Annotated in this window: 18 protein-coding genes; 12 read left to right on the forward strand and 6 right to left on the reverse strand. The window is 46.0% G+C overall.

Annotation, left to right across the window (positions count from 1 at the left end; all coding sequences use genetic code 11):
• Position 1 precedes the first annotated feature (1 nt).
• The gene (locus tag ACO0KZ_RS07915) at positions 2-667 is read left to right on the forward strand and encodes a histidine phosphatase family protein (RefSeq protein WP_422994468.1); all 666 of its coding nucleotides are present in this window, start codon (positions 2-4) and stop codon (positions 665-667) included.
• Here the strand turns inward: ACO0KZ_RS07915 and ACO0KZ_RS07920 are convergent, their stop codons facing one another.
• Together ACO0KZ_RS07920 and ACO0KZ_RS07925 are read right to left on the reverse strand one after the other, a co-directional pair.
• On the reverse strand, positions 668-2113 hold the full coding sequence (locus tag ACO0KZ_RS07920) for a heavy metal sensor histidine kinase (RefSeq protein WP_422994470.1): 1446 nt from the start codon (positions 2111-2113) through the stop codon (positions 668-670).
• The gene (locus ACO0KZ_RS07925; RefSeq protein ID WP_422994472.1) at positions 2110-2790 is read right to left on the reverse strand and encodes a heavy metal response regulator transcription factor; all 681 of its coding nucleotides are present in this window, start codon (positions 2788-2790) and stop codon (positions 2110-2112) included. Before ACO0KZ_RS07925 ends, ACO0KZ_RS07920 begins: the two co-directional genes overlap by 4 nt.
• Positions 2791-2973: 183 nt before the next feature.
• On the opposite strand from ACO0KZ_RS07925, the gene ACO0KZ_RS07930 reads away from it, so the two are divergent.
• The 6 genes from ACO0KZ_RS07930 (at position 2974) to ACO0KZ_RS07955 (ending at position 10446) form a co-directional block, all read left to right on the forward strand.
• Positions 2974-3546, forward strand: a complete 573-nt coding sequence (locus tag ACO0KZ_RS07930; protein WP_422994474.1) for a hypothetical protein — start codon at positions 2974-2976, stop codon at positions 3544-3546.
• Between the two features lie 12 nt (positions 3547-3558).
• On the forward strand, positions 3559-4770 hold the full coding sequence (locus tag ACO0KZ_RS07935; protein ID WP_422994476.1) for an efflux RND transporter periplasmic adaptor subunit: 1212 nt from the start codon (positions 3559-3561) through the stop codon (positions 4768-4770).
• A gap of 63 nt (positions 4771-4833) precedes the next feature.
• Positions 4834-8001 carry an efflux RND transporter permease subunit gene (locus tag ACO0KZ_RS07940; RefSeq protein ID WP_422994478.1) on the forward strand — a complete coding sequence of 1056 codons (3168 nt, stop codon included), beginning with the start codon at positions 4834-4836 and terminating at the stop codon, positions 7999-8001.
• Positions 8002-8048: 47 nt separating this feature from the next.
• A complete protein-coding gene (locus tag ACO0KZ_RS07945) occupies positions 8049-8531 on the forward strand; it encodes a hypothetical protein (protein ID WP_422994480.1) in 483 nt (160 codons plus the stop codon).
• Between the two features lie 72 nt (positions 8532-8603).
• Positions 8604-9023 (forward strand): hypothetical protein, encoded by a 420-nt coding sequence (locus tag ACO0KZ_RS07950; protein WP_422994482.1) that lies wholly within the window; start codon positions 8604-8606, stop codon positions 9021-9023.
• A gap of 133 nt (positions 9024-9156) precedes the next feature.
• The gene (locus ACO0KZ_RS07955) at positions 9157-10446 is read left to right on the forward strand and encodes a serine hydrolase domain-containing protein (protein WP_422994484.1); all 1290 of its coding nucleotides are present in this window, start codon (positions 9157-9159) and stop codon (positions 10444-10446) included.
• A 56-nt stretch (positions 10447-10502) separates the two neighbouring features.
• Here the strand turns inward: ACO0KZ_RS07955 and ACO0KZ_RS07960 are convergent, their stop codons facing one another.
• Positions 10503-12053 (reverse strand): FimV/HubP family polar landmark protein, encoded by a 1551-nt coding sequence (locus ACO0KZ_RS07960; RefSeq protein WP_422994486.1) that lies wholly within the window; start codon positions 12051-12053, stop codon positions 10503-10505.
• 282 nt (positions 12054-12335) lie between these two features.
• Between ACO0KZ_RS07960 and ACO0KZ_RS07965 the strand changes: the two genes are divergently transcribed.
• The gene (locus ACO0KZ_RS07965) at positions 12336-12713 is read left to right on the forward strand and encodes a GFA family protein (RefSeq protein ID WP_422994488.1); all 378 of its coding nucleotides are present in this window, start codon (positions 12336-12338) and stop codon (positions 12711-12713) included.
• A 13-nt stretch (positions 12714-12726) separates the two neighbouring features.
• On the opposite strand, the gene ACO0KZ_RS07970 is transcribed toward ACO0KZ_RS07965, so the two are convergent.
• Positions 12727-14088 (reverse strand): MATE family efflux transporter, encoded by a 1362-nt coding sequence (locus tag ACO0KZ_RS07970; RefSeq protein WP_422994490.1) that lies wholly within the window; start codon positions 14086-14088, stop codon positions 12727-12729.
• 204 nt (positions 14089-14292) lie between these two features.
• Between ACO0KZ_RS07970 and ACO0KZ_RS07975 the strand changes: the two genes are divergently transcribed.
• A complete protein-coding gene (locus ACO0KZ_RS07975) occupies positions 14293-15570 on the forward strand; it encodes an amidohydrolase family protein (protein WP_422994492.1) in 1278 nt (425 codons plus the stop codon).
• Positions 15571-15638: 68 nt separating this feature from the next.
• On the opposite strand, the gene ACO0KZ_RS07980 is transcribed toward ACO0KZ_RS07975, so the two are convergent.
• On the reverse strand, positions 15639-18050 hold the full coding sequence (locus ACO0KZ_RS07980; RefSeq protein ID WP_422994494.1) for a phosphocholine-specific phospholipase C: 2412 nt from the start codon (positions 18048-18050) through the stop codon (positions 15639-15641).
• Between the two features lie 544 nt (positions 18051-18594).
• On the opposite strand from ACO0KZ_RS07980, the gene ACO0KZ_RS07985 reads away from it, so the two are divergent.
• Positions 18595-20283, forward strand: a complete 1689-nt coding sequence (locus ACO0KZ_RS07985; protein ID WP_422994496.1) for a hypothetical protein — start codon at positions 18595-18597, stop codon at positions 20281-20283.
• 82 nt (positions 20284-20365) lie between these two features.
• On the opposite strand, the gene ACO0KZ_RS07990 is transcribed toward ACO0KZ_RS07985, so the two are convergent.
• Positions 20366-21505: a tetratricopeptide repeat protein gene (locus tag ACO0KZ_RS07990; protein ID WP_422994498.1), complete on the reverse strand. Its 1140-nt coding sequence runs from the start codon at positions 21503-21505 to the stop codon at positions 20366-20368.
• A 254-nt stretch (positions 21506-21759) separates the two neighbouring features.
• Here ACO0KZ_RS07990 and ACO0KZ_RS07995 point away from each other — a divergent pair, with 254 nt between their 5' ends.
• Positions 21760-23445: a formate--tetrahydrofolate ligase gene (locus tag ACO0KZ_RS07995; protein ID WP_422994500.1), complete on the forward strand. Its 1686-nt coding sequence runs from the start codon at positions 21760-21762 to the stop codon at positions 23443-23445.
• Between the two features lie 49 nt (positions 23446-23494).
• Positions 23495-24310, forward strand: coding sequence for a restriction endonuclease (locus tag ACO0KZ_RS08000; protein WP_422994502.1), 816 nt, complete (start codon positions 23495-23497; stop codon positions 24308-24310).
• The last annotated feature ends 594 nt before the right edge of the window (positions 24311-24904 follow it).

Raw genomic sequence — 24904 nt, forward strand, 5'->3', positions numbered from 1 at the left:
GATGGCGGGGCAAACTAGACGATTATGGTTGGTACGCCATGCGCAGCCACTGATTGCTGGTGGAATCTGCTACGGACGTTTAGATGTTCCCGCTGAGCCTGAAGCGACACAACAAGCGGCAAAGTCGTTTGCAAAAACATTGGCAGAAACACTGGCGCAAGCGCGAGAAAATAGCGTACTTAGCTTGAACACTAAGTCGATTCATATCTATGTATCTGGTTTGCAGCGTGCGCAACAGTTAGCCGATGAATTATGTTTAGCACTCAACAATGTCAAAGATTTGAGTCAGGTGCTTCGACAAACCGATCGTCGTTTGAATGAAATGGATTTCGGAATTTGGGAAGCTAAAGCTTGGTCAGATATTCCCGAGACCGCGGTAGAACATTGGAGTGCCGATTTTGCGCAGCATAAGTTTGGAGGAAAGGAGAGCAGTCAAGACGTGATAGATCGCGTGCTGGCAGCCTATCAAGCGACCTTGGAGCAAGCGCAAATCAGCCATAGCAGCGACGTGATATGGATTACGCATGCTGGTGTGATACGAGCTCTGAACTATTTACACAAGCATGGAATACATCCGATAGCACGAGCAGAACAATGGCCACGTGAAGCACCTGGCTTTGGTCAATGGCAATGCCTTGATTTAATGTCGCTGCAGGCTAAAAATTAATCAAGCGATTGTCGTACGTGGCAATTGCAAAGTAAAACAAGTCAAATCATCTTGTGATCGGACACTGATTGTTCCTTGATGTCCAAGCACAATCGCTTGCACTATCGCTAGTCCCAAGCCTGAACCTTCGCCATCGGCATGCTGGCGCGCATGGTCGGCACGATAGAATCGTTCGAACAAGCGATGTATATGCTGTTCGGGAATGCTTGGTCCCGGATTGCAAATGCGCATAGTGAGAAAATTGGGGTCGGCTTCGATATAGACTGTGATTTCTTGACCCTTGGCGGTATGTCGTAGCGCATTGGATAAAATGTTGCTGAGTGCTCTGCGCAACATCAGGCGGTCGCCAGACAGGGTAAATTGTTCGCTAGTTGATTTAGTGGATGCAGCCTGGTCATCTTGGCATTGTAAGCGCAGACGTATTTGTTTTTCTTCCGCCAGTGCTTCATAGAATTCAAACAGATTTTGAACCTCTTGCATTAGGTTAACTTGTTCGCGATTAACTAGACTAAGGCCATTCTCTGCTTTGGCGAGAAATAACATGTCTGCGATCATACGCGCCAGACGGCTATATTCCTCAGCATTTGACTCCAGGATTTCACGATAGCTGCTAGCATCGCGCGCTTGTGATAAGGAGACTTGAGTTTGTGTCATTAAGTTACTGATCGGTGTACGTAGTTCATGCGCGAGATCAGAAGAAAAATCTGACAGACGTTGAAATGCTTCCTCCAAACGCTCCAGCATTTGATTCAAACTATGCGCCAGATCTGCCAGTTCTGGCGGCACAGCTTCCAACGATAAACGTTGATCAAGTTTGTTGGCGGTGACACTCGATGCGCGGTCGCGCATTGCGCGTAAAGGCCTTAGACCGCGGCTGGCGGCCACCCAGGATAATGCGCCAGTGAATAACGCCGCTACGAAGACGAATAACCACAGACTGCGCATAAAGTTGCGCATAAAATCCAAATGATGTGCGATATCGGTCGCGATTCCCACCGTAATGCTTGGTAATTCTGGATTTTTAGTCGCATATATACTGACCAAACCGCGATAAGTTTGTCCGTCCTGAGTCCACGAAAATATTTCATGTTGCGGCTGATTCGTACGCGGATGTAGGTAAGTTTCGGGAAACTGTATTTGACTCGAATTGAGTAAAACTTTGCCTTTGGTGTCTTGCACTATGATCGCCAAATCATGATGCCCGACTAGAGCATCGCTAAGTTGGTCAGATAGATTTGCCACATCTTGCGCTGTGTTGACACGTTCTATGATGTGCTGAGCTAATTCTAGTTTGCCGCTCAGTGCGTGGTGATCTTGCTCTTCAAAATGTTTTTCGATAGAAGCGCCGATGAACCAGCCCAATGCCAGTAAGACCGCACATGACAGCGTAGTAAATAGCAGGCTCAGTCGCGCTGTAAGTGAGAGTTTTTGTAGCAGCGCTATCATGAATTTTTGACCTCTAGCACATAGCCCATACCACGCAGAGTATGTATGAGCTTAGGCTCAAAGTGATCGTCAATTTTGCTGCGTAGCCGGCGCATCGCTACTTCAATCACGTTGGTATCGCTGTCAAAATTCATATCCCATACTTGCGACGCAATCAGCGAACGCGTTAAGACTTCACCCTGCCGGCGCATTAAGAGTTCAAGTAAGGAAAATTCTTTCGCCGTTAATTCTATGCGCTGACCATCCCGACTTACGCGGTGCTTGAGTAAATCTACCTCTAAATTGGCGGCGCGCAATACGCTAGATTCAATTTGATTTTTACCGCGGCGTAGTAAGCTACGGACGCGCGCGACTAATTCAGAAAAAGCAAAGGGTTTGACCAGATAATCATCTGCGCCTAATTCTAAGCCTTTGACCCTATCTTCTACCAGATCTTTTGCTGTCAAAAAGAGCACAGGGATTTGTAGACCATGCTTGCGCAGCGCATCCAAGACTTGCCAGCCATTGAGTTCAGGCAGCATGACATCTAAAACAATTAAATCAAAATCGCCATTTTTTGCCAGATGCAAGCCATCAAGGCCATTGCGCGCTAAGTCGACCGTGAAGCCAAATTCGGTCAGACCTTGCTTCAGGTAGTCACCGGTTTTTTGTTCATCTTCGACTATCAGGATTTTCATTTTGGCGTGTATGGATTGAGTTGATTTGCAGATCGCTGCTAAAGGTCACTAATTTTACCCGCGAAGTTTGCTCAAGAACGAAGGTATAGCCTCCACATTACAGAATTGTAATCTTGTTGTCAGCTTGGTGTTCGGCGCTACGACGCATAATGCAAGCTATCTTTTTTTGCGCGGGAGCCCGTTTTGAAGTATCTGCCAGCTTTCATTATTTATTTTCTATTGGTATTGTCTAATTTTGGCCTTGGCCAGAATGCGTATGCGCATGGCGCAGACGATCATGAACATGCTGCGCCGGCTGGTTTAACCAATCAAGTCGCACCACGTACCAGTGCGCAAACGGAGGATTTTGAACTACTGATGGTACTTCAAGGCCGACAATTAATTCTTTATCTGGATCGTTTTGCCGATAACCAGCCCGTGATAGATGCACAATTGGAGTTGGAAAGCGCTGGGCTTAAAGCTGTTGCAAAACAAAGTAGCCCAGGCGTCTATGTCCTTGATTTGACTAAAGGTTTGTTGGAGAAAAGCGGTAAGTATGCTTTCTCTATTAGTGTGGAAGCAGGGGATTTAGGCGATGTGATGACAGCTAGCCTAGAGATTCCTGAAGTGACCTTAAACCACGAAGATGAACATGAGCATCCAAGCGGTTTTGCCACTTGGTGGAAATGGCTACTTGCGACGGTCGCGCTGGTGATCTTAGTGACTCTCGCCTTTGCGATGTGGCGTCGCAAGCAGCGTTCTGGTTTTGCGGCGTGAGGAGATAATAGGATGATACAAACTAAAAATATGATCACAGCACCGCGTAGTATGAAACTAGGCTTTTTGACACTGAGCTTGTTGAGTATTTTTGTTTGCCAGTTGGTGCTTGCGCATGGCGATGAAGACCACAGCAAAAAGCCATCTGCAAAAGCGACTGCAAAGTCTAATTCAACATTGACATTGACCGATGCTAGCGCAGCGCAGCGTCTCGCCGATGGTAGTTTGTTTGTGCCAAAGATCGTGCAACGCCAACTAGTGCTGCGTACTATGCTCAGCGAAGTCGCCGATCTGCCACAAACGATAGAGCTGAACGGCAAAATCATCGCTGATCCCAACGCAGGTGGCCGAGTTCAGGCGAGCCAATCTGGGCGAGTCGAGGCAAGTTCAGCAGGATTGCCCAATCTCGGACAGAAAGTAAGTAAAGGGCAAGTTTTGGCTTATTTACGCCCGGTGATGACGAGCTTGGATAGAGGTAATAGTCAGGCGACTTTGGCTGACCTTGATGCTCAGTTGGATATCGCGGCGCGTAAAGTACAACGCTATGAACAGTTAGCAGACGCATTGCCAAAAGCGACCGTGGAAGCAGTACGTTTTGAGTATGAAGGATTGAAAAAGCGTAAGGCTTCAGTGGAGGCGAGTTTGTCCAAAAGTGAGGCCTTGATCGCGCCTGTGTCCGGTGTTATCAGTGTCGCCAACGCAGTCGCAGGACAAGTGGTTGATGCTAAAGAGACCTTGTTCGAGATTATTGATCCTTCACGTTTGATGGTAGAGGCCTTGGCCTACGATCCGGTGTTGACCAACGATATTGCCAAAGCCAGTGCGAAAGTGGGTAGTGCCGATCAGAGCTTGGCGCTGAATTTTATCGGTGGTGGTCAGCAAATGCGCGAACAGGCGATTCCTTTGTTGTTCAAGGTAAATCAGGTCAAGGGTAAAGATATCGCTGCCGCAGTGGGTCAGCCTGTGAAGGTAATTTTGCAAACCAAAAAGCAATTCGCTGGCGTCGCATTACCTAATGCTGCAGTGATTAAACTGCAGGGCGGCGAATCCGTCGTTTGGATCCATACTGATGCCGAACGCTTTGTACAGCGTAAAGTTAAGACTCAGGCTCTAGATGCCCAGCGCACGTTGATATTGTCTGCTGCTGCGGGTGGTTCAAGCGAAATCAAAACGGATGAGCGTGTTGTCATCTCCGGGGCAAGCCTGTTGACGCAAGTGCGCTGAAGTTAAATCCTTGCCCCAAGTTCGCTAAATTTAAATCATCTCAGCTCAAGGAAAAATTTCTGCATGTTTCAATGGATTATTCACACTAGTTTGCGGCAGCGTTTGATCGTTCTGGCGGCATCCTTATTATTGGTTGTTTACGGCCTAATGAGCATACGCCAGATGCCGGTTGATGTGTTTCCCGATTTGAACAAACCCACCGTGACTTTGATGACGGAAACCGGCGGTATGGCGCCGGAGGAAGTTGAGCAGCTTGTTAGTTTTCCTATCGAATCTGCGATGAACGGTATGTCGGGTGTGACTCGGGTGCGTTCGGTGTCGGGTATAGGTTTGTCCATCGTGTATGTGGAATTTGATTGGGGTACTGATATTTATCGCAATCGCCAGCAAATCGCAGAGCGCCTGAGTTTGGTGCGTGAGCAATTGCCAGCTGGGGTCACACCGCAGATGGGACCGATCTCCTCGATTATGGGCGAGATTTTATTGATTGCTTTGCCCATTAGTTCGGTTGATAGCGGCACAAGCGATCCACAAACGCAAAGCACTTCTATGCAAGCCCGCGAATATGCCGATTGGGTCATGCGTCCGCGTTTGCTCAACATTCCTGGCGTGGCGCAAGTGACGCCTATCGGTGGTGAAGTGCGCCAATATCGAGTCGAGATTAAACCTTCGCAATTACAGGCCTTAGCGATAGAGCGTGAAAAAGTAGAAGCTGCGCTGAAAGATTTTGGTGCGAATACTAGCGGTGGATTTTTGGAAGCGAATGGCCGTGAGTATTTGATTCGTCAGATCGGACGTACGAGTCGCATCGAAGATATACAAAACATCGTGGTCGCGATGAAGCAAAATCAAGCGATACTTTTAAAGCAGGTAGCAGACGTCAAATTAGCGCCTGCCTTTAAACGTGGAGACGGTGGCTATCAAGGTACGCCTGCTGTCATCTTATCGGTGCAAAAACAACCCACAGCTGATAGTGTCAAACTCACACGGGAAGTCGAACGTGCGATCGCTGAGTTGAGTAAGAACTTGCCAGCGGGTGTAGCACAACCGCAGTTTCTATTCCGTCAAGCTGACTTCATTAAAAACTCTCTGGACAATGTTAACGACGCTTTGCGTGATGGCGCCATCATGGTGGCGATATTGTTGTTTCTATTTTTGCTGAATGTACGTACCACGATAATTTCTTTGGTGGCGATACCTTTATCTTTGCTGGCGACGGTGTTGGTGTTCCGTTACCTCGGCTTATCCATTAATACGATGACCTTGGGTGGCTTAGCGATCGCGATTGGTGAATTGGTCGATGATGCCGTTGTCGATGTAGAAAATGTGTTACGACGTCTGAAAGAAAACAGCGTCTTGGCGCAACCACTGCCTGTATTACAAGTCATCGCCAACGCATCGAGTGAGGTGCGTAGCGGTATCGTGTATGCGACTTTGATTGTGGTCTTGGTGTTTGTGCCCTTGTTTGCGCTGCCGGGAATTGAGGGCAGTTTATTTACACCTTTAGGTATCGCCTATGTGGTGTCAATATTGGCGAGTATGGTGGTAGCGATGACGGTGACACCTGTCTTATGTTATTTCCTACTACCGAAAATGAAGCAATTAGGACATGGCGATAGCCGTTTGGTCAAACGATTGAAACAATGGGATACACAGTTGCTGAATTGGTCATTTGAACATGCGCGTAGCTTATTGGGTGGGGCTGTGATTGCGGTACTAATCGCTGCAACGGCGGTACCATTTTTTTCACGAGCTTTTTTGCCTGCATTTAACGAAGGTACATTGACTGTGAGTCTGGTGCTCAATCCGGGGACTTCCTTGGGGGAATCGAATCGACTCGGTAGCTTAGCTGAGCAATTGATAGCTAGCGTGCCCGAGGTAACACAGGTTGGACGTCGTACAGGGCGTGCTGAGTTAGATGAGCATGCGGAAGGCGTGCATTACACCGAGATGGATGTTGACCTCAAGAAGTCTACACGTAGCCGCGAAGCGATTATCCAAGACATACGTCAACGCTTATCTATCTTGCCTGCCGCGAGCAATGTTGGGCAACCGATTTCACATCGACTGGATCATTTGTTATCCGGTGTTCGTGCGCAAATTGCCCTGAAAGTGTATGGCGAAGATTTGGATAATTTACGCAATATCGCGGGTGATTTGCGCGAGCGTTTGATGAAAATTCCAGGCGTCACCGATTTGCAAATTGAGAAGCAAGTCTTGATTCCACAGATTAAAATTCATATCGATTATGAACAGGCAACGCGTTACGGGATCGCACCCGGTGTTTTGCTGCGCTCCTTGCAACAGATGATAGAAGGTGAACGGATTACCCAAGTCATAGAAGGTAATCGCCGTTTTGATCTGTTACTGCGACTACCCGAAAAAGGGCGTGATATGCAGGCCTTGCAGCAGGTTTTGATAGAAACCCCGCGCGGCCATATTCCTCTGTCACAGCTGGCGCGCATAGAGGAGAGTGATGGTCCTAATCAAATTAGTCGAGAAAACTCTCGTCGACGTATCGTATTGTCTGCAAATACGGATGGTCGAGACATGCGCAAGGTAATACAAGATATCCGCGATGAACTGGCGACCAATAAATTGCCGGTTGGTTATTCCACCGCACTAGAAGGACAATTTCAAGCGCAAGAAAAAGCGGCTAATTTGATCGCACTGCTGTCACTGGTTTCATTGGCATTGATGTTTTTAGTACTGTATAGTCGTTATCGCTCTATCGCTTTGACCATGATTATTATGGGTAATATTCCTCTGGCGTTAGTTGGTAGCGTGCTGGCGCTGTGGATCGCGGGACAGACCTTGTCGGTTGCTGCCTTGGTCGGCTTTATAACGCTAGCGGGTATTTCCACGCGTAATGGTATTTTGAAAATCAGTCACTATATTAACCTGTGTATTTTTGAAGGTGAGCAATTCGGTAAAGCGATGATTATTCGTGGCTCATTAGAGCGATTGACGCCTGTGTTGATGACGGCATTGGTGGCGGCATTTGCGTTGTTGCCTTTGTTAGTGTCCGCCGATGCGCCTGGTAAAGAAATTTTGCATCCGGTTGCTGTGGTGATTTTTGGTGGCCTGATCAGTTCTACTTTATTAGACACGATATTGACGCCCTTGATGTTTTGGTTGTGGGGTGAAAAGCCTTTGCAAAAATTATTGACAGCGCGCGATGAGATGCAAAATGATCTGCAAGCCGAAGGGCAAAAGCAGGAAAGTTTTTAGATCGTACTGAAAAAATTTAGTGATTAAACTCTATGAAAGGGAATACGATGAAAATCGCAAAAATAGCATCCAACTTGTTATGTGTGGGAGCCTTAAGTGTTGGCGCAATCACGACCGTCAATGCGCATGACAACGCCTATTTTGATTCGATCAAATCAGCAAACGGCGGGCAAACTCGTATGGCTGGTGTGTATCACTTTGAACTAGTGTTGGCGAAGGACAGTAAAGAAGCTAAGGAAAATTCGATCACAGTCTATGTGACGGACCACGCCAGCAAAGCTTTGGTAACTGCCGGTGGCACTGCGAGTTTGACGATAGTCCAAGGTAAAAACAAATCCACCGTTACTTTGCTGCCAAGCGGGACGAATCAATTTACCGGCAAAGGCGTGTATGCATCGAATGCCAATTTTAAAGGTGCATTAACCGTAACGATGGCGGGCAAACCTGCTGAACAAGCACGCTTTACACCATTTGCACCTGTTAAAGCTGTGCCAGTGAAAAAAGATGAAGGACATGAGCATCACCATTAAATCCATATGTAAAATTAACACTCGCGCTGGCTCGAACAAGTGCAACTATTAAGAAATAGTTAGGGAGTTTTTTTGAAAAAAATAATTAGAAATAGTTTCGTCGGTTTGGTGGCGCTCACTATCATGGGCACGGCATCTTCAGCACATGCAAGTTTATTGGAACTTAAATGGAATGAGCAGGGCGAGTTCCGTCATCAAGGTCAGATTAAAGCCGGAGGCATACTAGAAGTTTGTGGTAAGTTGCCGAATAAATTGAGCATTGATTGGGACTTTAAAAGTGATCAAGCCTTGGAATCGAATATCCATTTTCATCTGGGGAAAAAAGTAAAATTACCAGTGAAATTGGCGCCTAAGTCAGAATGGAAAGATAGATTTGAAACCAAAGTTGCGCAAGACTATTGCTGGATGTGGAGCAATCGTAGCGATCAAGTTGCCGAGATCACTCTGAGTTTGACTAAGCTTGATAACAACGCTGACAAAGCGTCAAAGTGAAATCGTGAACTGACGTACCATTTATCCGAAAATTTTTAACTGATACGGATGAATCAAAAAGAAAAAAATAGAAGGCGAGATTTGTTACACTCAAATCTTGCCTTCTTTGTTTTTTTCCTTAGGAAATTAGATTATGTCGGTTTCTGTTTTCAAGCATTGCGTTCGAAATAAATCATTCGCATTGACCCTGTTATGTTGTGCAATGCTATGCACTAGCATGCCTGTTGGTGCAGAGAAGTTAGTTAGAGCTAGCGAAAGGCAGAGCTCAGTCAGTTATCCGCACGCCAAGGAGACCATAGGCAATGTGCGGCAAATCTATGATGGCGTTTTAAGTCCAGAAATAGCGGTTAATACTTTCCGCAATATCGACCGACTATTTCCCAGCGCCTTGGTGCGTAAGTCCAAGCAACCATATGCACTGCCTCTTGATGCTAAGCCAATGAAGCAATTTAGTTTTATCGATCGTGGTCAACGTATCGAGTTGGAACAGTATCTGGAGTTAAATCGTGTCGCGGGAATATTGATTTTGAAAGATGGCAAAATCAAGCTGGAAAAGTACCGCTATGGGAATACACCACAAACACGTTGGATGTCGATGTCGATTGCTAAGTCGATTACCTCAAGCTTAGTGGGGGCCGCCTTGCAGCAAAAAAAGATCACGAATTTGAACGACGCTGTTAGTCGTTACGTGCCGGAGTTGAAAGCGAGTGCTTATCAAAGCATCAGCCTGCGTGATGTCTTAATGATGGCGTCTGGCGTGGCATGGAATGAAACTTACTCGGATCCTAATTCCGATCGCCGGCATTTGTTAGAGGCGCAAATATCTCAAGTGCCGGGCGCGACTATGCAGGTGATGAAGAAACTTACAGCTGCTTATCCACCTAACACCTTCATGAACTACAACACCGGCGAAACGCAGGTCGTCGCACAAGTGTTAAGAAACGCTATTGGGCAGTCATTAGCGACTTATTTATCAGAACGTGTTTGGGAAAAATTTGGTATGGAAGCTGATGCTTACTGGTGGTTAGATTCTGCAAAAGGCGTAGAAATTGGTGGCAGTGGCTTTAGCGCTACTTTGCGCGACTACGGACGTTTCGGCTTATTCATGTTAAACGGTGGATACGCTGGGGCAGAGCAGATCTTGCCTAAGGGTTGGACCTATGAAGCGACCACGCCCAAACAACTAGCGAATGGTAAGTTGATACCTTATGCTTATCTATGGTGGCCGGGCACCAGTCCTGAGGCCTTAGCGGATGGTGCTTACTCTGCCATTGGTATACATGGGCAATATCTGTATATTAATCCGCGTCAAAATATTGTCATCGTCGTGTGGGGCGCACAGACCAAACCAACGGGGGCAGCCGTGATAAATGACCGCGCGTTTTTTGATGCGATTAGTAGAGAGTTCGCGACCAAGCCTTGAGCGAATTGACTTGGTCGAATTGACTTGGTCGAATTGATCGATTTGGTGGACTTGAATCAATAGGCTGCAATCTTCTCTTCTAAGTCACTTAAGAGCTTGCGTGCATAAGTCTTTTGATCTTCCGGCGCATCTCTAATGACATCTTCTAAGAGCAAGCAAGCACCTTCGCTGTCTCCCATATCGATGTAGGCCAAGGCGAGTTTTAGACGCACTTCATAGGCTGGGAGAGTTGGTTTTTCTTCCTGCGGTTCGCTAGCGTGCGGAACCTGAACACTGGTTTCCTTAAGTTCTGTGTCATGCGGGTAGCTGATTTTTTGGCTCGTTCTGGCCAATTTTTCTTGCTCGCCTTGAGTATGTGCTGCAGCAAGTACATAAGCAGTTGAAATGTTTTCTGGTATTGAACTCGTATCAGAAATTGATAAAGCTTGCGTTGCGACGTCACTAGAGTTTGCCGCGCTTATATTTGTTTTTTTGGTGATTGCGGATTGGTTTGTCTGGGCTGGCTTAGCGTGTTTAGTCTGGTTGGCGCTTGCGTTTGCAGCCGAGTTCGCATTGGCAAATAAGAATGCAGCTAAAGGATGCTTTTTAAGTTGGTCCAAGTCGCGCGGACGATTTGGATCATTTGCCAATTTCATTAGATTTTCTAAATGTTCATAGAGCGTAATATCGAAGCCCTGACGCCCATTGATACGTGAGTTGGCCAATAAACGTTCTAAATAGGTTGCGATGTTATCTCCATGCCAGAGCTCTAAAATTTTGTTTAGCACGTGCGGGTAATCTGCGATTTGTTTTTGACCTTCGTCATTCAGATCGTTCCAAGACGGGACATTGATATTGAACAGTTTTTTAATTTCTTTACGTATAGACTCAAAATTTGATTGGTCATTTTCTTGACGAAATCCCTTGATCATTGAGAGCCAAGGTAATGGAGAGCTAGGGCGATTTTTTGTAGTTTCTACGTAGCGATCATGGGCGGATGAGCCAGGTGTATAAACATTGAGCCAAGCATCGACAAAGTTCTTTACCTGAGACATTTCTTGCTCAGTATTGGGATTGAGATTTGTTTTGGTGATGGTCGCAGTTTGCAAAGTTTCTGGACCTTGTTCCATCACGCTAGAATGAAAGGATGAAACCACGCTATGTTGAGCCAATTGGCGAGTGTCAATAAACGAGAGTATCGAGTCCTGAAATTGTCGCAAGCCGGTAGATAGTTCAGCCAAACCATTATTAAATGCGGCTTTCGCATGAAGACGCCAAAATGAAAACAGCGAAATCAGCATAAATAAACTCATCAGTCCGACCAGACATTGCGTCCAGAAAATCTTTTGTGCATCGCTTTCTAATAAGAACTTTTTCTCTTGATTGATACGACTATTTTCGGCGAGTAGCGCATTCACTTCCTGATGTAAATTGGAGTGTAAGCTGGTATTCGGATTAGCTGGTTGCACCTCTTTGATTGTGGATAGGAGGGCGTTCGATTCAGTGGAATTCGGTGACGTGGACTGGGCGAATGAACTAGTTGGATAGTATGCAAATAGAACAAATGGCAAAGCAATTGTACTTAAGAAACTAAGATGTTTTCTGGTATGGGCGCGCAGTTTGGTCATAGTGAGTCGATAAAGAAATGCCGCAATCGGATATTGAATCCAAGACTTCGAATGCGTCGTAGGCGACACGCGCTTCAACTAGTTATGGTTCAACTTTGAATATGCAGATTTTAAAAGATAAAAAATTTATCATGATTGGTACAGTAGCAATTGTTTGTATAAATCAAACACTATTTCAATGCTATTTTCAGGAATCTATTGGGCTCTGGAAATAAGGATGCCTCAAGGCACTAAAATAGCGATCTAATTGGGATTTGTTCGAAATTTAGAGAGGAAATATTCGTGATATATCAAGGCGCATGCCATTGCGGCGCAGTGCAATTCGAAGTTGAGGCGGGCGAGAGCGTGGAAGTGGAAGATTGCAATTGCTCGATCTGCCGCATGACGGGATTTTTACATTTGATCGTGCCGCTAAAGGCATTTCGCTTATTGTCTGGCGCCGACAACTTAACTAGCTATCGTTTCAATACGGGTGTTGCCGAACATAAATTTTGTAAGATCTGCGGCATCAAACCATTTTATGTGCCGCGTTCGAATCCAGATGGTATGGACGTGAATTTACGATGCTTAAAAACGCAAGCTAAGCAAGTTAAGATCGTAGCATTTGATGGACAGAATTGGGAGCAACATGGGAATACTTTAGCGTCTAAAAGCAGTTAGCTAAATAGCCCAACTAAGGTCTAAGCAAGGCCGCTCGTGTAGCGTGCGCATGTTTTTCCCATGCCCGACTTTTCCAGCGGCGGTACATCAAGATTCCGCGCACCCATTCATCAATCGCAAAAGCGCACCAGACACCGACCAGACCCCAGCCAAAATAAATACCAAATAACCCAGCGAGACTGACTGCAATTCCCCACATAGAAAAGATGCCGACGTAAAGCGGGAAGTAGGCGTCGCCCGTGGCTCGCAGAGAGTTGATGACAACCAGATTGAAAGTACGTCCAGGCTCTAATAGTAGCGATACGCGCAGCAAAATAGCACCGCTGGCAATGATCGCAGGATTGCTACTGAATAGACTAAATAAATTTGACGCAAACAGCACGACGATGCCTGTCGTTACGATAGTCACCGCAATACCAACTCGCAGGCTGCGCAATAATTGACGGTAAGCCAGCTCAATTTCACCCGCGCCGATAAAATGCCCAATCATGATTTCAGTGCCTATGCCGATCGAGATACTTAGCATCATCATGATCATGGATAACTGCATCGCGTAGGTGAACGTTGCCATGCTGGTTTCACCCATTTGCGCAATGAAATAGGTGATCACCATAAAGCTGGTCCACCAACTTAGATTCTCTCCCGCAGAAGGAATCCCGATATGTAAAATCTTCTTGATGATATCGCTGGAGAATTGCCAAAACGCGCTGAACGGCACACGTAAATGCAAGCGTCGTTTCAGCAGCCAAATGAACACTAGACAAGCTAGCGCACGACTAATAACGGTCGAAAGAGCCGCCCCCACCACGCCTAACTCTGGAAAACCAAGGTGGCCAAAAATTAAGACAAAATTTAATCCTATATTCAATAGATTCATTCCTAGCGCGACACCCATCGCATCACGTGTATGCCCATGCGCACGCAATACAGAACCAAAAATGATATTCAATGCTTCTAAGAATAAGGTGCCACCCATCAACGCCAAGAAGGGTTGTGCATACGGAAGTAGTGCCGTCGGCAACTGCAATAGACCCAACATCTGATTAGAAAAGGCAAAGGTTAATGCACTAATGATCGCACCTAGCCAAAAATTAACGCCTACCGCGGTCGTCGCCACTCGTTCCGCTCCAGTTTTGTCTTGTGCTCCCAAGTAATGGGTAATCACCACGCTGCAACCCAAGCCCACAAATGAGAAGAGCACAATAAAAAACACCACAATCTGATTCGCCACTGAAACGCCGGCCGCAGCAGCGTCACCCAAATGGCTAATCATGAAAATATCAATCATGCCAGGCAAGATGTGTGATAGCTGCTCGATAAAGATAGGCCAAGTGATTGCGAATAGACCGAGTTTTTGTAACTTGTTGGTGTTCATGGTGGGGGGGCGGTGCGATCCGAAATGGGCGAGAGCAAAGGCGCATTATAACGGGAACTTTCAAAGCCCTTTGGACGTCCTAGATTGACGCGAATAACAAAAGAGCGATCAAACACAACACTCGCATAGGAAAGCCAGTGCCAAACGGGTATGATCGATTGCCCTTCGTAGCTTGTCTCAAGCTTACTCACATCGGAAAATAATATGAAGAAAATGCTTCCTGTATTGACAATCACACTGATCGCCACATTGCTGAGTACGAGTTCGCCTGCCCAGACACCCACTAGCATTTTACTAAAACCCGATCGCGTATTCGATGGACAGCAAATGCACAATGACTGGGTGGTACTGGTACAGAACAATAAAATCGTCGAAGCGGGCGCTATGCGTTTCAAACTGGCGGCAGACACTAAAGTTATTGAGCTAAAAGGTATGACGCTGATGCCTGGTTTGATTGAAGGACATTCGCATTTGCTTTTGCACCCCTATAACGAAGTCAGTTGGGATGATCAAGTATTGAAAGAAAGTCGTGCCGAACGAGTTATTCGTGCAGCGAATCACGCTAAAGCCACATTAGCAGCGGGCTTCACCACCGTACGCGACTTGGGCACTGAAGGCGCGGAGTATGATGATGTCGGCTTGAAGAAAGCGATAGAGAAGGGCGTGATCCCCGGGCCACGCATGATTATTGCTACCAAGGCTCTAGTTGCTAAAGGCGCTTATGGCCCTAAGAGTGTCAACCCTGATCTTGATTTGCCTCAGGGGGCTGCAGAAGTGTCAGGAGTGGAACAAATTGCTCACGAAGTGCGCACCCAAATCGGCAAAGGTGCCGACCTCATCAAAGTTTACGCTGATTATCGTGCTGGCAGAGATGGTGAAGCCGCGCCCATTTTTTCTACTGAAGAGATGGCTGTTATGGCAGCCATCGCAAAAAGCGGTAACCGCCAATTGGTAGCACATGCTTCAACGCCAGAAGGGATGCTACGTGCAATCAATGCGGGAGCGTCGACGATAGAGCATGGCGATAGTGCTACTGAAGAAGTATTTAAACGTATGAAAGAAAAAGGCGTGGCCTTGTGTCCGACTTTGGCGGCTGGTGATGCGATAGAACAGTATCGCGGTTGGAAAAAAGCAGTCGATCCCGAACCAGCACGTATCCTTGCAAAACGCCAGAATTTTGCCTTGGCATTAAAATCCGGTGTCAACATCTGTATGGGTGGCGACGTCGGCGTCTATGCACATGGTGACAACGCCCGTGAAATGGAATTGATGGTCGATTATGGTATGAGCGCAATTGATGTCTTGCGCTCCGCTACCTCAATTAATGCGAAAGCCTTTGGTTATGCCGAGAAAATCGGCAGTATTAAAAGAGGCTTAGTGGCAGATCTGGTTGCGGTAGAAGGTGATCCTTCGATGGATATTAAAGCAGTGCGTAAAGTGAAATTGGTGATGAAAGACGGTAAGCCAATCCAGATACCGTAATTCAGTTTGTTCGCCCATGAGTCGCGCCTAAACATTAAGCCATGAGCGAACAAACATTCATCGTATTATCAAATTACCGTTAAAGCCAAACGCGGTGCCGCTTCCTGATAAGTGTCGTTTAAGAACAAAGCTAAGAAATACGTGCCCGCAGCGAGACCGCTAAAGCTAATGCTGCCCTCGCTTGTGGTTACATAGTTCCATTTAATCGATGGCGTGGGGCCAGGGCTTGTGCCTGCTCTATAGACGCCTACCCAGTTTTTGGCATTCGCTGAAAGATTCTTCCAACTCACAGTGGCAGCTTCTGTAGTACGAATCTGACTTACAGGGCAAGTAAAACTCAAAGCATCAGGAGGCGTTGGTCCACGATTAATGCCATTTAGGATCGGGTCAGTAAAATCGAGACCAGCACCTTCCAAATGTCCTGCATAGCGTCGTAAAAATGTATTGTCGCCTTCGATACTTATACCCAGATCATACCAACCATGACTACCATCCATTGTCTTTGACATTGTCTTGGTTTCGCCAGGAAGTGTATCGAAAGTATAGATCGTACGGTCACCGTAGGCTTTATCAATGAGTTTAAAGCGACAAGATGCTTTACTGTTGTTTTTAAAGTTAATCCGAACAACACGTGATACTGCATCTTCGACCAAGCTCACTTCAGCACCACGGGAGCTGTTAGTAAAACTGCCAGCATATTCACGGAGATATCCATTAACGCTGTGTACAGCCAGGTGGTACTCGTTACCTGACCAGTTAAAAACTTCGTTGTCAATGCGCTTGCCAACTTCTACCGCGTAGTGCCATGGGCCATCGTTGCGCAGCTTTGAGTAAACACGAAAGGGTGCTGCCATATTGCCTGTGTTTGCAAAGCTGAGGGCAAACTGTGAGTTGCTGGCGTGAACTAGACCCTCTGTGACTAAGCGATACGCGAGTGGACAAGCGGCACGCGGAATGGTGCCGAGCACGGCTTCTTGTTTTGCCATGGACTGGTTTGCTGGCGGCAAGGCGTCAGCACTGCCCCAACCTTTGAAGTAAGTTGCAGTTCTTGGGATGCTAGTGACCCAGTCGGTGTTGGTCGCTGCAAAATTGAATGCACGCGTCATATCGCCGCAAACCGCTCTGCGCCAAGGGGAAATGTTGGGGCATTGAACATTGCTACGCGCGTAGCCCAAGCCTTGTACCAACCATTCTTCCATGAAGCGTAGGAGAGACGTATGGTCGAATAACTCGGAGCAAACCTTGCCACCTTTACTCCAAGGCGATACTACTAAGACCGGAACGCGTGGACCAAGACCGATAGACTCATTGTTGTGGAGTTCGCCTTGTGTTGCATTCACTAAGGTGGTTCTGCCACGATCGGCATTGAGTGGCGGCACGTAGGAGGGCATATGATCGAAGAAACCATCGTTTTCGTCATAGGTCAGGATCAAGGCAGTTTTAGACCAGACGTCTGGATTATCGACCAATGCGGATAGTAACCTCGCAGAGAAGTTTTCCCCGGCATTCGGCGTTGCTTCTGGATGTTCGCAATACTCTGTCGGTGCACATATCCACGATACTTTTGGTAGTGTATTGTTTCTGACATCGGCGGCAAATTGATCAATCAACCATTGACCGGTCGTACCAGTGGCATTGCTTTGCGTTGACCCTGGTGAAATTGCCCTTGCTTTTTGGTAGAGTGGTGAACTGGCTGTGAGTTGCTTGCCATTGGCATCGACACGGAAATTTTTGAAATATTGCAGATAATTGTCGCCGTAGTTGTCCCATTCTTGATACACCTTCCAACTGACGCCATTGCTTTCCAGAATTTCTGCGTAAGTCTTCCACTCAATACCTTTTGAAGTTTGCTTGTCGTTGGCTATATCCGCGTTGTAAATTCCGTTGGTGACATTGTATAAGCCGCTGTCTGCCAAACCAGTAATGTTGTTGGGCGCATGTCCACTTAAGGCGTAAAAGCGATTGGGGTCGGTGGGCCCAAATACAGAGCAGTGATAGGCATCGCAGGTAGTAAAAGCGTCGGCCAATGCATAATAGAATGGCAGGTCGCCACGATTAAAATAGCCCATGCAACGCACCGTTTTTTTTGCAATCCAGACGTTCCAGTCTTTCCAAGTAGCCTCAGTGCCTTTCCAGGAATGATCTAAACCTATGCGTAAGGCTTTGGTATTCCGTACATCAAAATGATACGGCAAAGTATAACTGCTGCCGTTGGGTTGATACCAAACCGCTTTGCCGTCCGGTAGCGTAATGGCACGCGGATCGTTGTAGCCACGAACCCCAGCCAGCGTTCCAAAGTAAGAGTCAAAAGAGCGATTTTCTTGCATCAAAATGACGATGTGCTCAAGGTCCTTGATGCTATTGGTTTTGCTGTTTGCCGGAATAGCTAAAGCCCTCGTGATGGCTTCTGCAAAACTGGGAATGCTGGCAGCACCTGCGGCTGCACCAGTAAGGAAAGTACGGCGAGATAGTTTGTTCATGTTTAAATTCGATTCTAAATGAAAGTAAATGAGTTAAATAATCAAAATGATCTTCCGCAACTTTCACCTGGTAAGTGAGATTTTTATCGAAGCGAAAATATCGACGCACAGCGGACGTAAGAGCTACGATTGCTGGTTTGTTGAGATGCCAGAAATGTCGTGACCTAAGTCGCGACGCTAAAACCATGCAATTTTGAATATCAAAAATGACGTTTTTATGACATAAACAGCGAAATTGGTATGGCAAAGAAAATTTTCCCGGCGATTTTCCTAGTGCAAAATTTCAGTAGACTGTATGGCAACAGGAAAACAAAGTGTCAATGTGTCGATAGCCTAGACTATGTGTACATGTCGCGGATTCAGAACGTAGCGGTGAGATCGGTGTCTTTTTATCTCCACAATGAGTCGATTAAGATAAAATAAAGAGGCAAGGATTGAATCTGATGATCGCGATTGTGATAAAGAATATTGAGATCTACCGCTGACCTATTAAATGCGATAGTTAAAATCCGCTGAACGTATTGATCAAACAAAAGGCTGAGAAATGATTTCTAGAACCGCGACAATACGAAATAGCATGCTAAGTGCTTTATTGGTTTCCATGATTTCGCCCACAGTAGTCGATCTGGCGCATGGAAAGAGCGCGAAGATTGATGCACCGAAGACCCCCTCGATGGAGGCCAAAGTTGATCAGAATGCCTATGCCAGCTTGGTCAACTTATTCAAGGATTGGCGTAGCTTCGAACGCCCAGCGATGAAAGACGGTGCGCCCGACTACACAGCCACGCGCCGTAGCAAAGATTATAAAGCTTTTAAAAAGTATCGCGCACGGCTCAAATCCTTAGACAACAGCAAATGGGCTATCGATCAAAAAATCGATTTCCAAATCGTTCAAGCCGAAATGAACGGCTACGATTTTAATCAACGCATTTTGCAACCTTGGGTGCGCGATCCAGCTTTTTATCAGAGCATTTATACCGAAGCGAGCGATACCCCAGCACGCGAAGGTCCGACCAATCATGCTACCGTCGAAGTTTGGAAATATCGTTTTCCACTGTCCGCCGAAGATCAGCTCAAACTAGCAAAAGAGCTGGCAGTCATTCCTCCCTTATTAAAGCAGGCTAAGGGCAATCTCACCGGCAATGCTCGAGATTTATGGATTGCGGGTATCAATACTTTTGAGCTGCAGGCTGAGGAATTAAAGAATATAGAAAAGGATTTGGCCAGCTATGCTAATCCCGCACTAAAACAAGCGTTAACAGCTGCGCAAACCGCCAATGCCGATTTCATCAAATGGCTGAGCGCACAGGTCCCCAACAAGACCGGTCCCTCAGGCATAGGTAAAGAGAATTACACTTGGTATCAACAAAATGTCCATTTGGTGCCAATGACCTGGCAACAAGAAGTCGACTTATTGCAGCGCGAATTAGACCGCGCTTGGGCGAATCTGAAGCTGGAAGAACAGCGCAATAAAGATTTGCCAGCTATGCTTGCTGCAAGCACGGAAGCCGAATATAAAGCGATGGCTGATCGTGCCGCCAGCAAGCTCATGCGCTTTTTGAGAGACAAGCAAGTGATGCCAATCAAAGCTAACATGGAACCCGCAGTGCGCGAGCACCTGCAATCCTTTGTGCCAGAAGACAAGCGCAATTTCTTTAGTATTACACTGCATTACGACCCGGTTGCTTTGTACTGCCATTGGTACCATTGGTTCGATCTGGCGCAAATGCGCGATGAGCCACATACTAGTTTAATCCGACGTGGACCTTTGCTGTACAACATCTGGGATAACCGCAACGAAGGTGTGGCGACCGGGGTCGAGGAAATGTTCATGCACATGGGCTTACACGATGACAGTCCACGTTCACGTGAGTTAGTGTGGATATTATTAGCGCAACGAGCTGCCCGCGGTCTCGGCTCGCTGTATGCGCATGCCAATCAAAAAAATATGGAAGAGGCTAGTCGCGTTCATCTCGATTGGACACCACGCAACTGGATGCGGCGCGAACCACATTTGATCAAATTTGAGCAGCATTTGTACTTGCGTCAACCTGGTTATGGCACTAGCTATATCGTCGGAAAATATTTAATCGAACGCTTGATGGCGCAACGTGCCAAACAGATGGAGCTGGAAAATAAACCCTTTGTAATGCAGGATTTTTTCAAAGCGTTTAATGACTACGGCAATATTCCGGTGATGTTGAGTAGTCAGCGAATATTGAATCAGAAATAGGCTTTTCGATTCAAGGTGGCGAAGAAACCATTTAAAGGAAAAAACCTCGTTAAATCAAATAATTTGACGAGGTTTTTTCTTTTTATCGAACCGCAAATTTTGTACGGAACAGCGCAGACTTCGGATGATCTGGCAATAAAGTGACAAACTTTCGAATCTCTTCTTTCGCACGCTCAGGGTTACCAGTTTTTAGATAGGCTTCAGCTAGGTTCTGATGAATTTCGCCAAAACCGCTAGCGAGGCTCTGAGCTCTTTCTAAGCTCGTAATGGCCTTGCGATAGTCTTGCTGACTCATCGCGTACATACCCAAGCCTATCCAATAGTGTGGGTTTTTTTCGTTGTTCGTTTGAATCGCTTTCTTAAATGTTTCTGCCTCTACGTAACGATGTTGTGACAGTAGCAGGTTTTGTAGGCTGCGCATTCCAATGGCATCATCATCGTTCAATGTCAGTGCCTGCCGTAACACGGTTTCGGCTCGGCCTTGGTCTCCGGTGGATAGATAAAGTTGAGCGAGATTGCTGTACGCTGGCGCGTTGTCCGGCGAAGCTAAGATAGCAGCTTGGTAGTAGGCGTAGGCTTTCTTTTGATCTTTCTTTGCGAAATATTCTGCGCCAAGATTATTATAAAAACGCGATACGATTTGGTTTTCGCTTAATACACGGCCCTTACTCAAAATCATGGTTTGCGGCTCAAAATCTATGATTAGATAGCCGCGATTATCGCTCTCCCGATCAAACCAAAAGTCTTTATGTAGGATGACTGCATTGACATGTGCATTAAGATATTCAAGATTGCCACGTCGATCGAATTGAACTGGTATATCCACATCCTGCATCACAATCGGCAAATTCAAAGTTCGTCCAATCGAGTAAGCCAAGATGGTCAGTGAGATGCAATTGCCGCGCTTGTCTGCCCATGTTTTGCTGGCAGTGGTTGTTTCGTTGATGTTATATACAAAAGGGGATGTGTCTTTTGTATAAACCAAATCTAAAAAATATTTGATACGTTCATGGGTCGAGAGATTTTGTATTTGTGGCTTCAGGAGCGTTTGCTTAAACTCTTTCTCGAGTTCAAATATCTCATCTCTACTTACAATGTGTACCGCTTTTTCGTCCTTGAAAAATTGATCGTTCCAGGGGATGTCTCTTACCGCAATGGTGGCTTTTTGTGTGCTACATGCGTTCAGCAAGATAAAGGTGATCAGGAGAATTAAGTAGCGCATACGGCCTCCATCGTTCTATAACATGTTTTGATAATGGTTTTTCTTGTGAACTTTACGCTGATTTTATCGATCTAAACACGGGTTTGAACAGAAATTTTTTCTGCATGATTCGAGTTTTCTGAATATTTTCTGAGTATTCTCTGTATATTGTCCACATCCAAAAGATACCGATTGTTTAAGAAGAGCCTTAAAATTTCTGGTAAGTACTAGAAATTTTAAGAATTTTTCTTCATTTATCCATGAGAGAAATAAATATGGCAAATCAAGAAGTCAAAAGCGATCTCGAAATCGCACAAAGCGCAAAACTTAAACACATCAATGAGATCGCCAAAGTATTAGGCGTCGATATCGATGATCTTGAACACTATGGGAAGTACAAAGCTAAACTCCCGCTGCATTTAATCGATCCAGAAAAAATCAAAAAGAATAAATTAATTCTGGTGACAGCAATTACGCCAACGCCGCCTGGGGAAGGTAAAACCACCACATCGATAGGATTAACCGAAGGTCTGAATCGCATCGGCAAAAAGACGACGGTTGTGTTGCGTGAGCCATCGCTAGGCCCAGTCTTTGGCATCAAAGGCGGCGCAGCAGGCGGCGGCTATTCGCAAGTGGTACCGATGGAAGATATCAATCTGCATTTCACTGGCGACTTTTCCGCCATCGAAAAGGCGAATAATCTATTAGCAGCCTTGATCGACAATAATATTTACTTCCAAAAAGAGAGCCTGAGCATCGACCCACGCACAGTGAAATGGAAGCGCGTGATGGATATGAATGATCGCTCGCTACGCAGTATTATCACTGGCCTTGGTGGTCGTCCCGGCGGGAATCCACGCGAAGCGGGTTTCAACATCACGGCGGCTTCTGAGATTATGGCGATTCTCTGTCTCGCAGAATCCTTTCAAGATTTGAAAACTAAGCTCGGCAATATCTATGTCGGCGACACGTACGACAATAAAGCGATCTATTGCCGCGATCTCAAAGCACAAGGCGCGATGGCGGCTTTGCTGAAAGATGCAATCAAGCCGAATCTGGTGCAGACTTTGGAAGGTAATCCAGCCATTATCCACGGCGGTCCGTTCGCGAATATCGCCCAAGGTACTAACTCAGTATTAGCGACCAAGCTCGGTTTGTCCTTGTCCGATTACGTGGTTACTGAGGCAGGTTTCGGTGCGGATTTGGGGGCCGAAAAATTCCTCGATATTAAATGCGGCTATTCGGGTTTGAGTCCTTCCGCGGTAGTGATCGTAGCGACGGTACGTGCACTGAAATATCATGGTGGACAAGATCTAAAAACCTTAACCACGCCCAATGTTGATGCCTTAAAAACCGGTTTTGCAAATCTGCAAAAGCATTTGGAAAACATCGCGCAATTTGGTTTGCCAGCGGTCGTATCGATCAATCGTTTTAACAGCGATAGTGATGAAGAGCTGGCATTCTTACGACATGCCTGCGAAGCACAAGGCGCAAAAGTCGCCCTGTCTGAAGGTTGGGCTCTAGGCGGTGAAGGTACAACGCAACTGGCTCGTGCCGTGGTCGACACTGTGGAGAATTTCCATGGCCGCTACACGCCTATTTACGATTGGAACAGCGACATCAAAACCAAGGTGGAGACAGTTGCGAAGAAAATCTACGGTGCTGGCTCAGTGGTATTCCAAGCCAAAGCCTTGGCTGACATCAAACATATAGAAGGTTTGGGCTTAGGGCATCTGCCAATTTGCATCGCCAAGACGCAAAAGTCTTTTTCGGATAACGAGGCTTTGATTGGCAGGCCAAGCGGCTTTGAACTTACAGTGCGTGAATTTGAGATCGCTGCAGGGGCGGGATTCCTAGTGCCGATTACTGGCGCGATTATGCGCTTGCCGGGCTTGCCTGCTGTGCCTGCTGCGTTGCATATTGATATTGATGATAATGGTGTGATTAGTGGTTTATCATAATCTCGTACTAGTCTGTATTGATTTGACTTTTTTATAGGTTTGATAGAGCTTGACAAAAACATCTGATAACTTCGAAGAAACCATCGCACGATTCCATAAACTTTTGGAACGTGAAGGTAGCGTCATCACATGGAACGATAAAATTCCAGACCCTGATAATGCTAGTCGATTACGTCAAATTGATATTTCGATTCGTCAGGATAACTTGCTCACGATAATTGAATGCAGAATTCATAAAAAGATTCAGGATGTAAAGTGGATTGAGGAATTAATTGGTCGTCGGATGAGTTTAGGTGCCGATACGATTATTGGAGTTTCGAATTCAGGTTTCACCGCAGGTGCGATCGCGAAAGCAAAAGCTTACGGCGTTATTTTACGAGACTTAAACTCACTTTCTGATTTTGAAATAAGTGCTTGGGGATTGGGTTCTCGAGTGTATGTAACGTATTTGGAGTTTCATGACATTTCTTTGCAATTTGAGATGCTCACTTCTAATGATTTAGAAAAAAAGCTTTTAAGTGCTGAAAGGTATGTTCGCAATAATGCGTCGAGTTTAGTCGAGCTCTTCCAGCAGTTTGTTAATTCTTTAGATGATAAACTCAAGATAGATTTTACTTGTCCCTGCAAGGCTAGATTTTTGAGAAATTCCCCTTTGTTGATTGATAAATATCAGGTTGATGCTGTAAATTTTTCAGCAAACGTAACTTTAAAGAGTGTTGATTATCATATGGCGTCAGTACTGGCATATGGAGAGCCTGGAATTGAGTTAGAAGAAAGAAGTGTTTTTTGCGAGAAGGTTCAAGGGATAGGTGTAGAAATAACGAAAGCGAAAAATAGCGCATCTGGTACTGTTGATGTTTCCTAATTACCCATACTGCGAAATGGGATTCTTAGAGATTTAAGGATCGATTTTGGTCAAATAATGGACGCAAATGTTGAAGTAGTAGGGATTCCCGAGTTTGAGATCCCTATCGACGAATTGAGCGTTGGGGTTTTAGTTATTGTTTAAACATATATTTATTCGAGAATACTAAAGCAGCTTCGGCGCTCTTATAAAAGCGTTGTCGTATGCATGTTGTGTATTCTTGTTGATCTTCATTTTTATCATCCCATTCATATTGCGAAAAAGACTAATTTCCCGACAGTGACAAATTCGAGCGATGAGCTCCGCAGATTCCGAGTTCCAGCGCATCATGTCTCGTCCAATTTTGAGTTAAGTCAAAATCCAGCACTAAAATTCCCTCCACCTAGTTCCAAAGAACTATCCCACCCTAGTGCCAATGCTTAGCTTCAGGCTCCGCTCTGAAGAATGGGCGACTCTCTCTCAACTCTCTAAACTTTGATCATACCAAAGTGGCGTGAACATCAGGTTCATTCCACCTCTAAATCATCCGTGTCGTTGTTGCTTTCGGCTCGTCGTGCTGGAGCACTGTCTTCGCCTCGGCGCCTAGACACGAAT

It is taken from the genome of Undibacterium sp. Di24W, from assembly GCF_049340325.1.
Lineage (GTDB): Bacteria > Pseudomonadota > Gammaproteobacteria > Burkholderiales > Burkholderiaceae_D > Undibacterium.

Bases quoted from the DNA above. Each gene is read 5' to 3' on its own strand.
- ACO0KZ_RS07915 (WP_422994468.1), top strand. From the start codon at position 2: ATGGCGGGGCAAACTAGACGATTATGGTTGGTACGCCATGCGCAGCCA.
- ACO0KZ_RS07920 (WP_422994470.1), bottom strand. From the start codon at position 2,113: ATGATAGCGCTGCTACAAAAACTCTCACTTACAGCGCGACTGAGCCTG.
- ACO0KZ_RS07925 (WP_422994472.1), bottom strand. From the start codon at position 2,790: ATGAAAATCCTGATAGTCGAAGATGAACAAAAAACCGGTGACTACCTG.
- ACO0KZ_RS07935 (WP_422994476.1), top strand. From the start codon at position 3,559: ATGATACAAACTAAAAATATGATCACAGCACCGCGTAGTATGAAACTA.
- ACO0KZ_RS07940 (WP_422994478.1), top strand. From the start codon at position 4,834: ATGTTTCAATGGATTATTCACACTAGTTTGCGGCAGCGTTTGATCGTT.
- ACO0KZ_RS07945 (WP_422994480.1), top strand. From the start codon at position 8,049: ATGAAAATCGCAAAAATAGCATCCAACTTGTTATGTGTGGGAGCCTTA.
- ACO0KZ_RS07955 (WP_422994484.1), top strand. From the start codon at position 9,157: ATGTCGGTTTCTGTTTTCAAGCATTGCGTTCGAAATAAATCATTCGCA.
- ACO0KZ_RS07960 (WP_422994486.1), bottom strand. From the start codon at position 12,053: ATGACCAAACTGCGCGCCCATACCAGAAAACATCTTAGTTTCTTAAGT.
- ACO0KZ_RS07970 (WP_422994490.1), bottom strand. From the start codon at position 14,088: ATGAACACCAACAAGTTACAAAAACTCGGTCTATTCGCAATCACTTGG.
- ACO0KZ_RS07975 (WP_422994492.1), top strand. From the start codon at position 14,293: ATGAAGAAAATGCTTCCTGTATTGACAATCACACTGATCGCCACATTG.
- ACO0KZ_RS07980 (WP_422994494.1), bottom strand. From the start codon at position 18,050: ATGAACAAACTATCTCGCCGTACTTTCCTTACTGGTGCAGCCGCAGGT.
- ACO0KZ_RS07985 (WP_422994496.1), top strand. From the start codon at position 18,595: ATGATTTCTAGAACCGCGACAATACGAAATAGCATGCTAAGTGCTTTA.
- ACO0KZ_RS07990 (WP_422994498.1), bottom strand. From the start codon at position 21,505: ATGCGCTACTTAATTCTCCTGATCACCTTTATCTTGCTGAACGCATGT.
- ACO0KZ_RS07995 (WP_422994500.1), top strand. From the start codon at position 21,760: ATGGCAAATCAAGAAGTCAAAAGCGATCTCGAAATCGCACAAAGCGCA.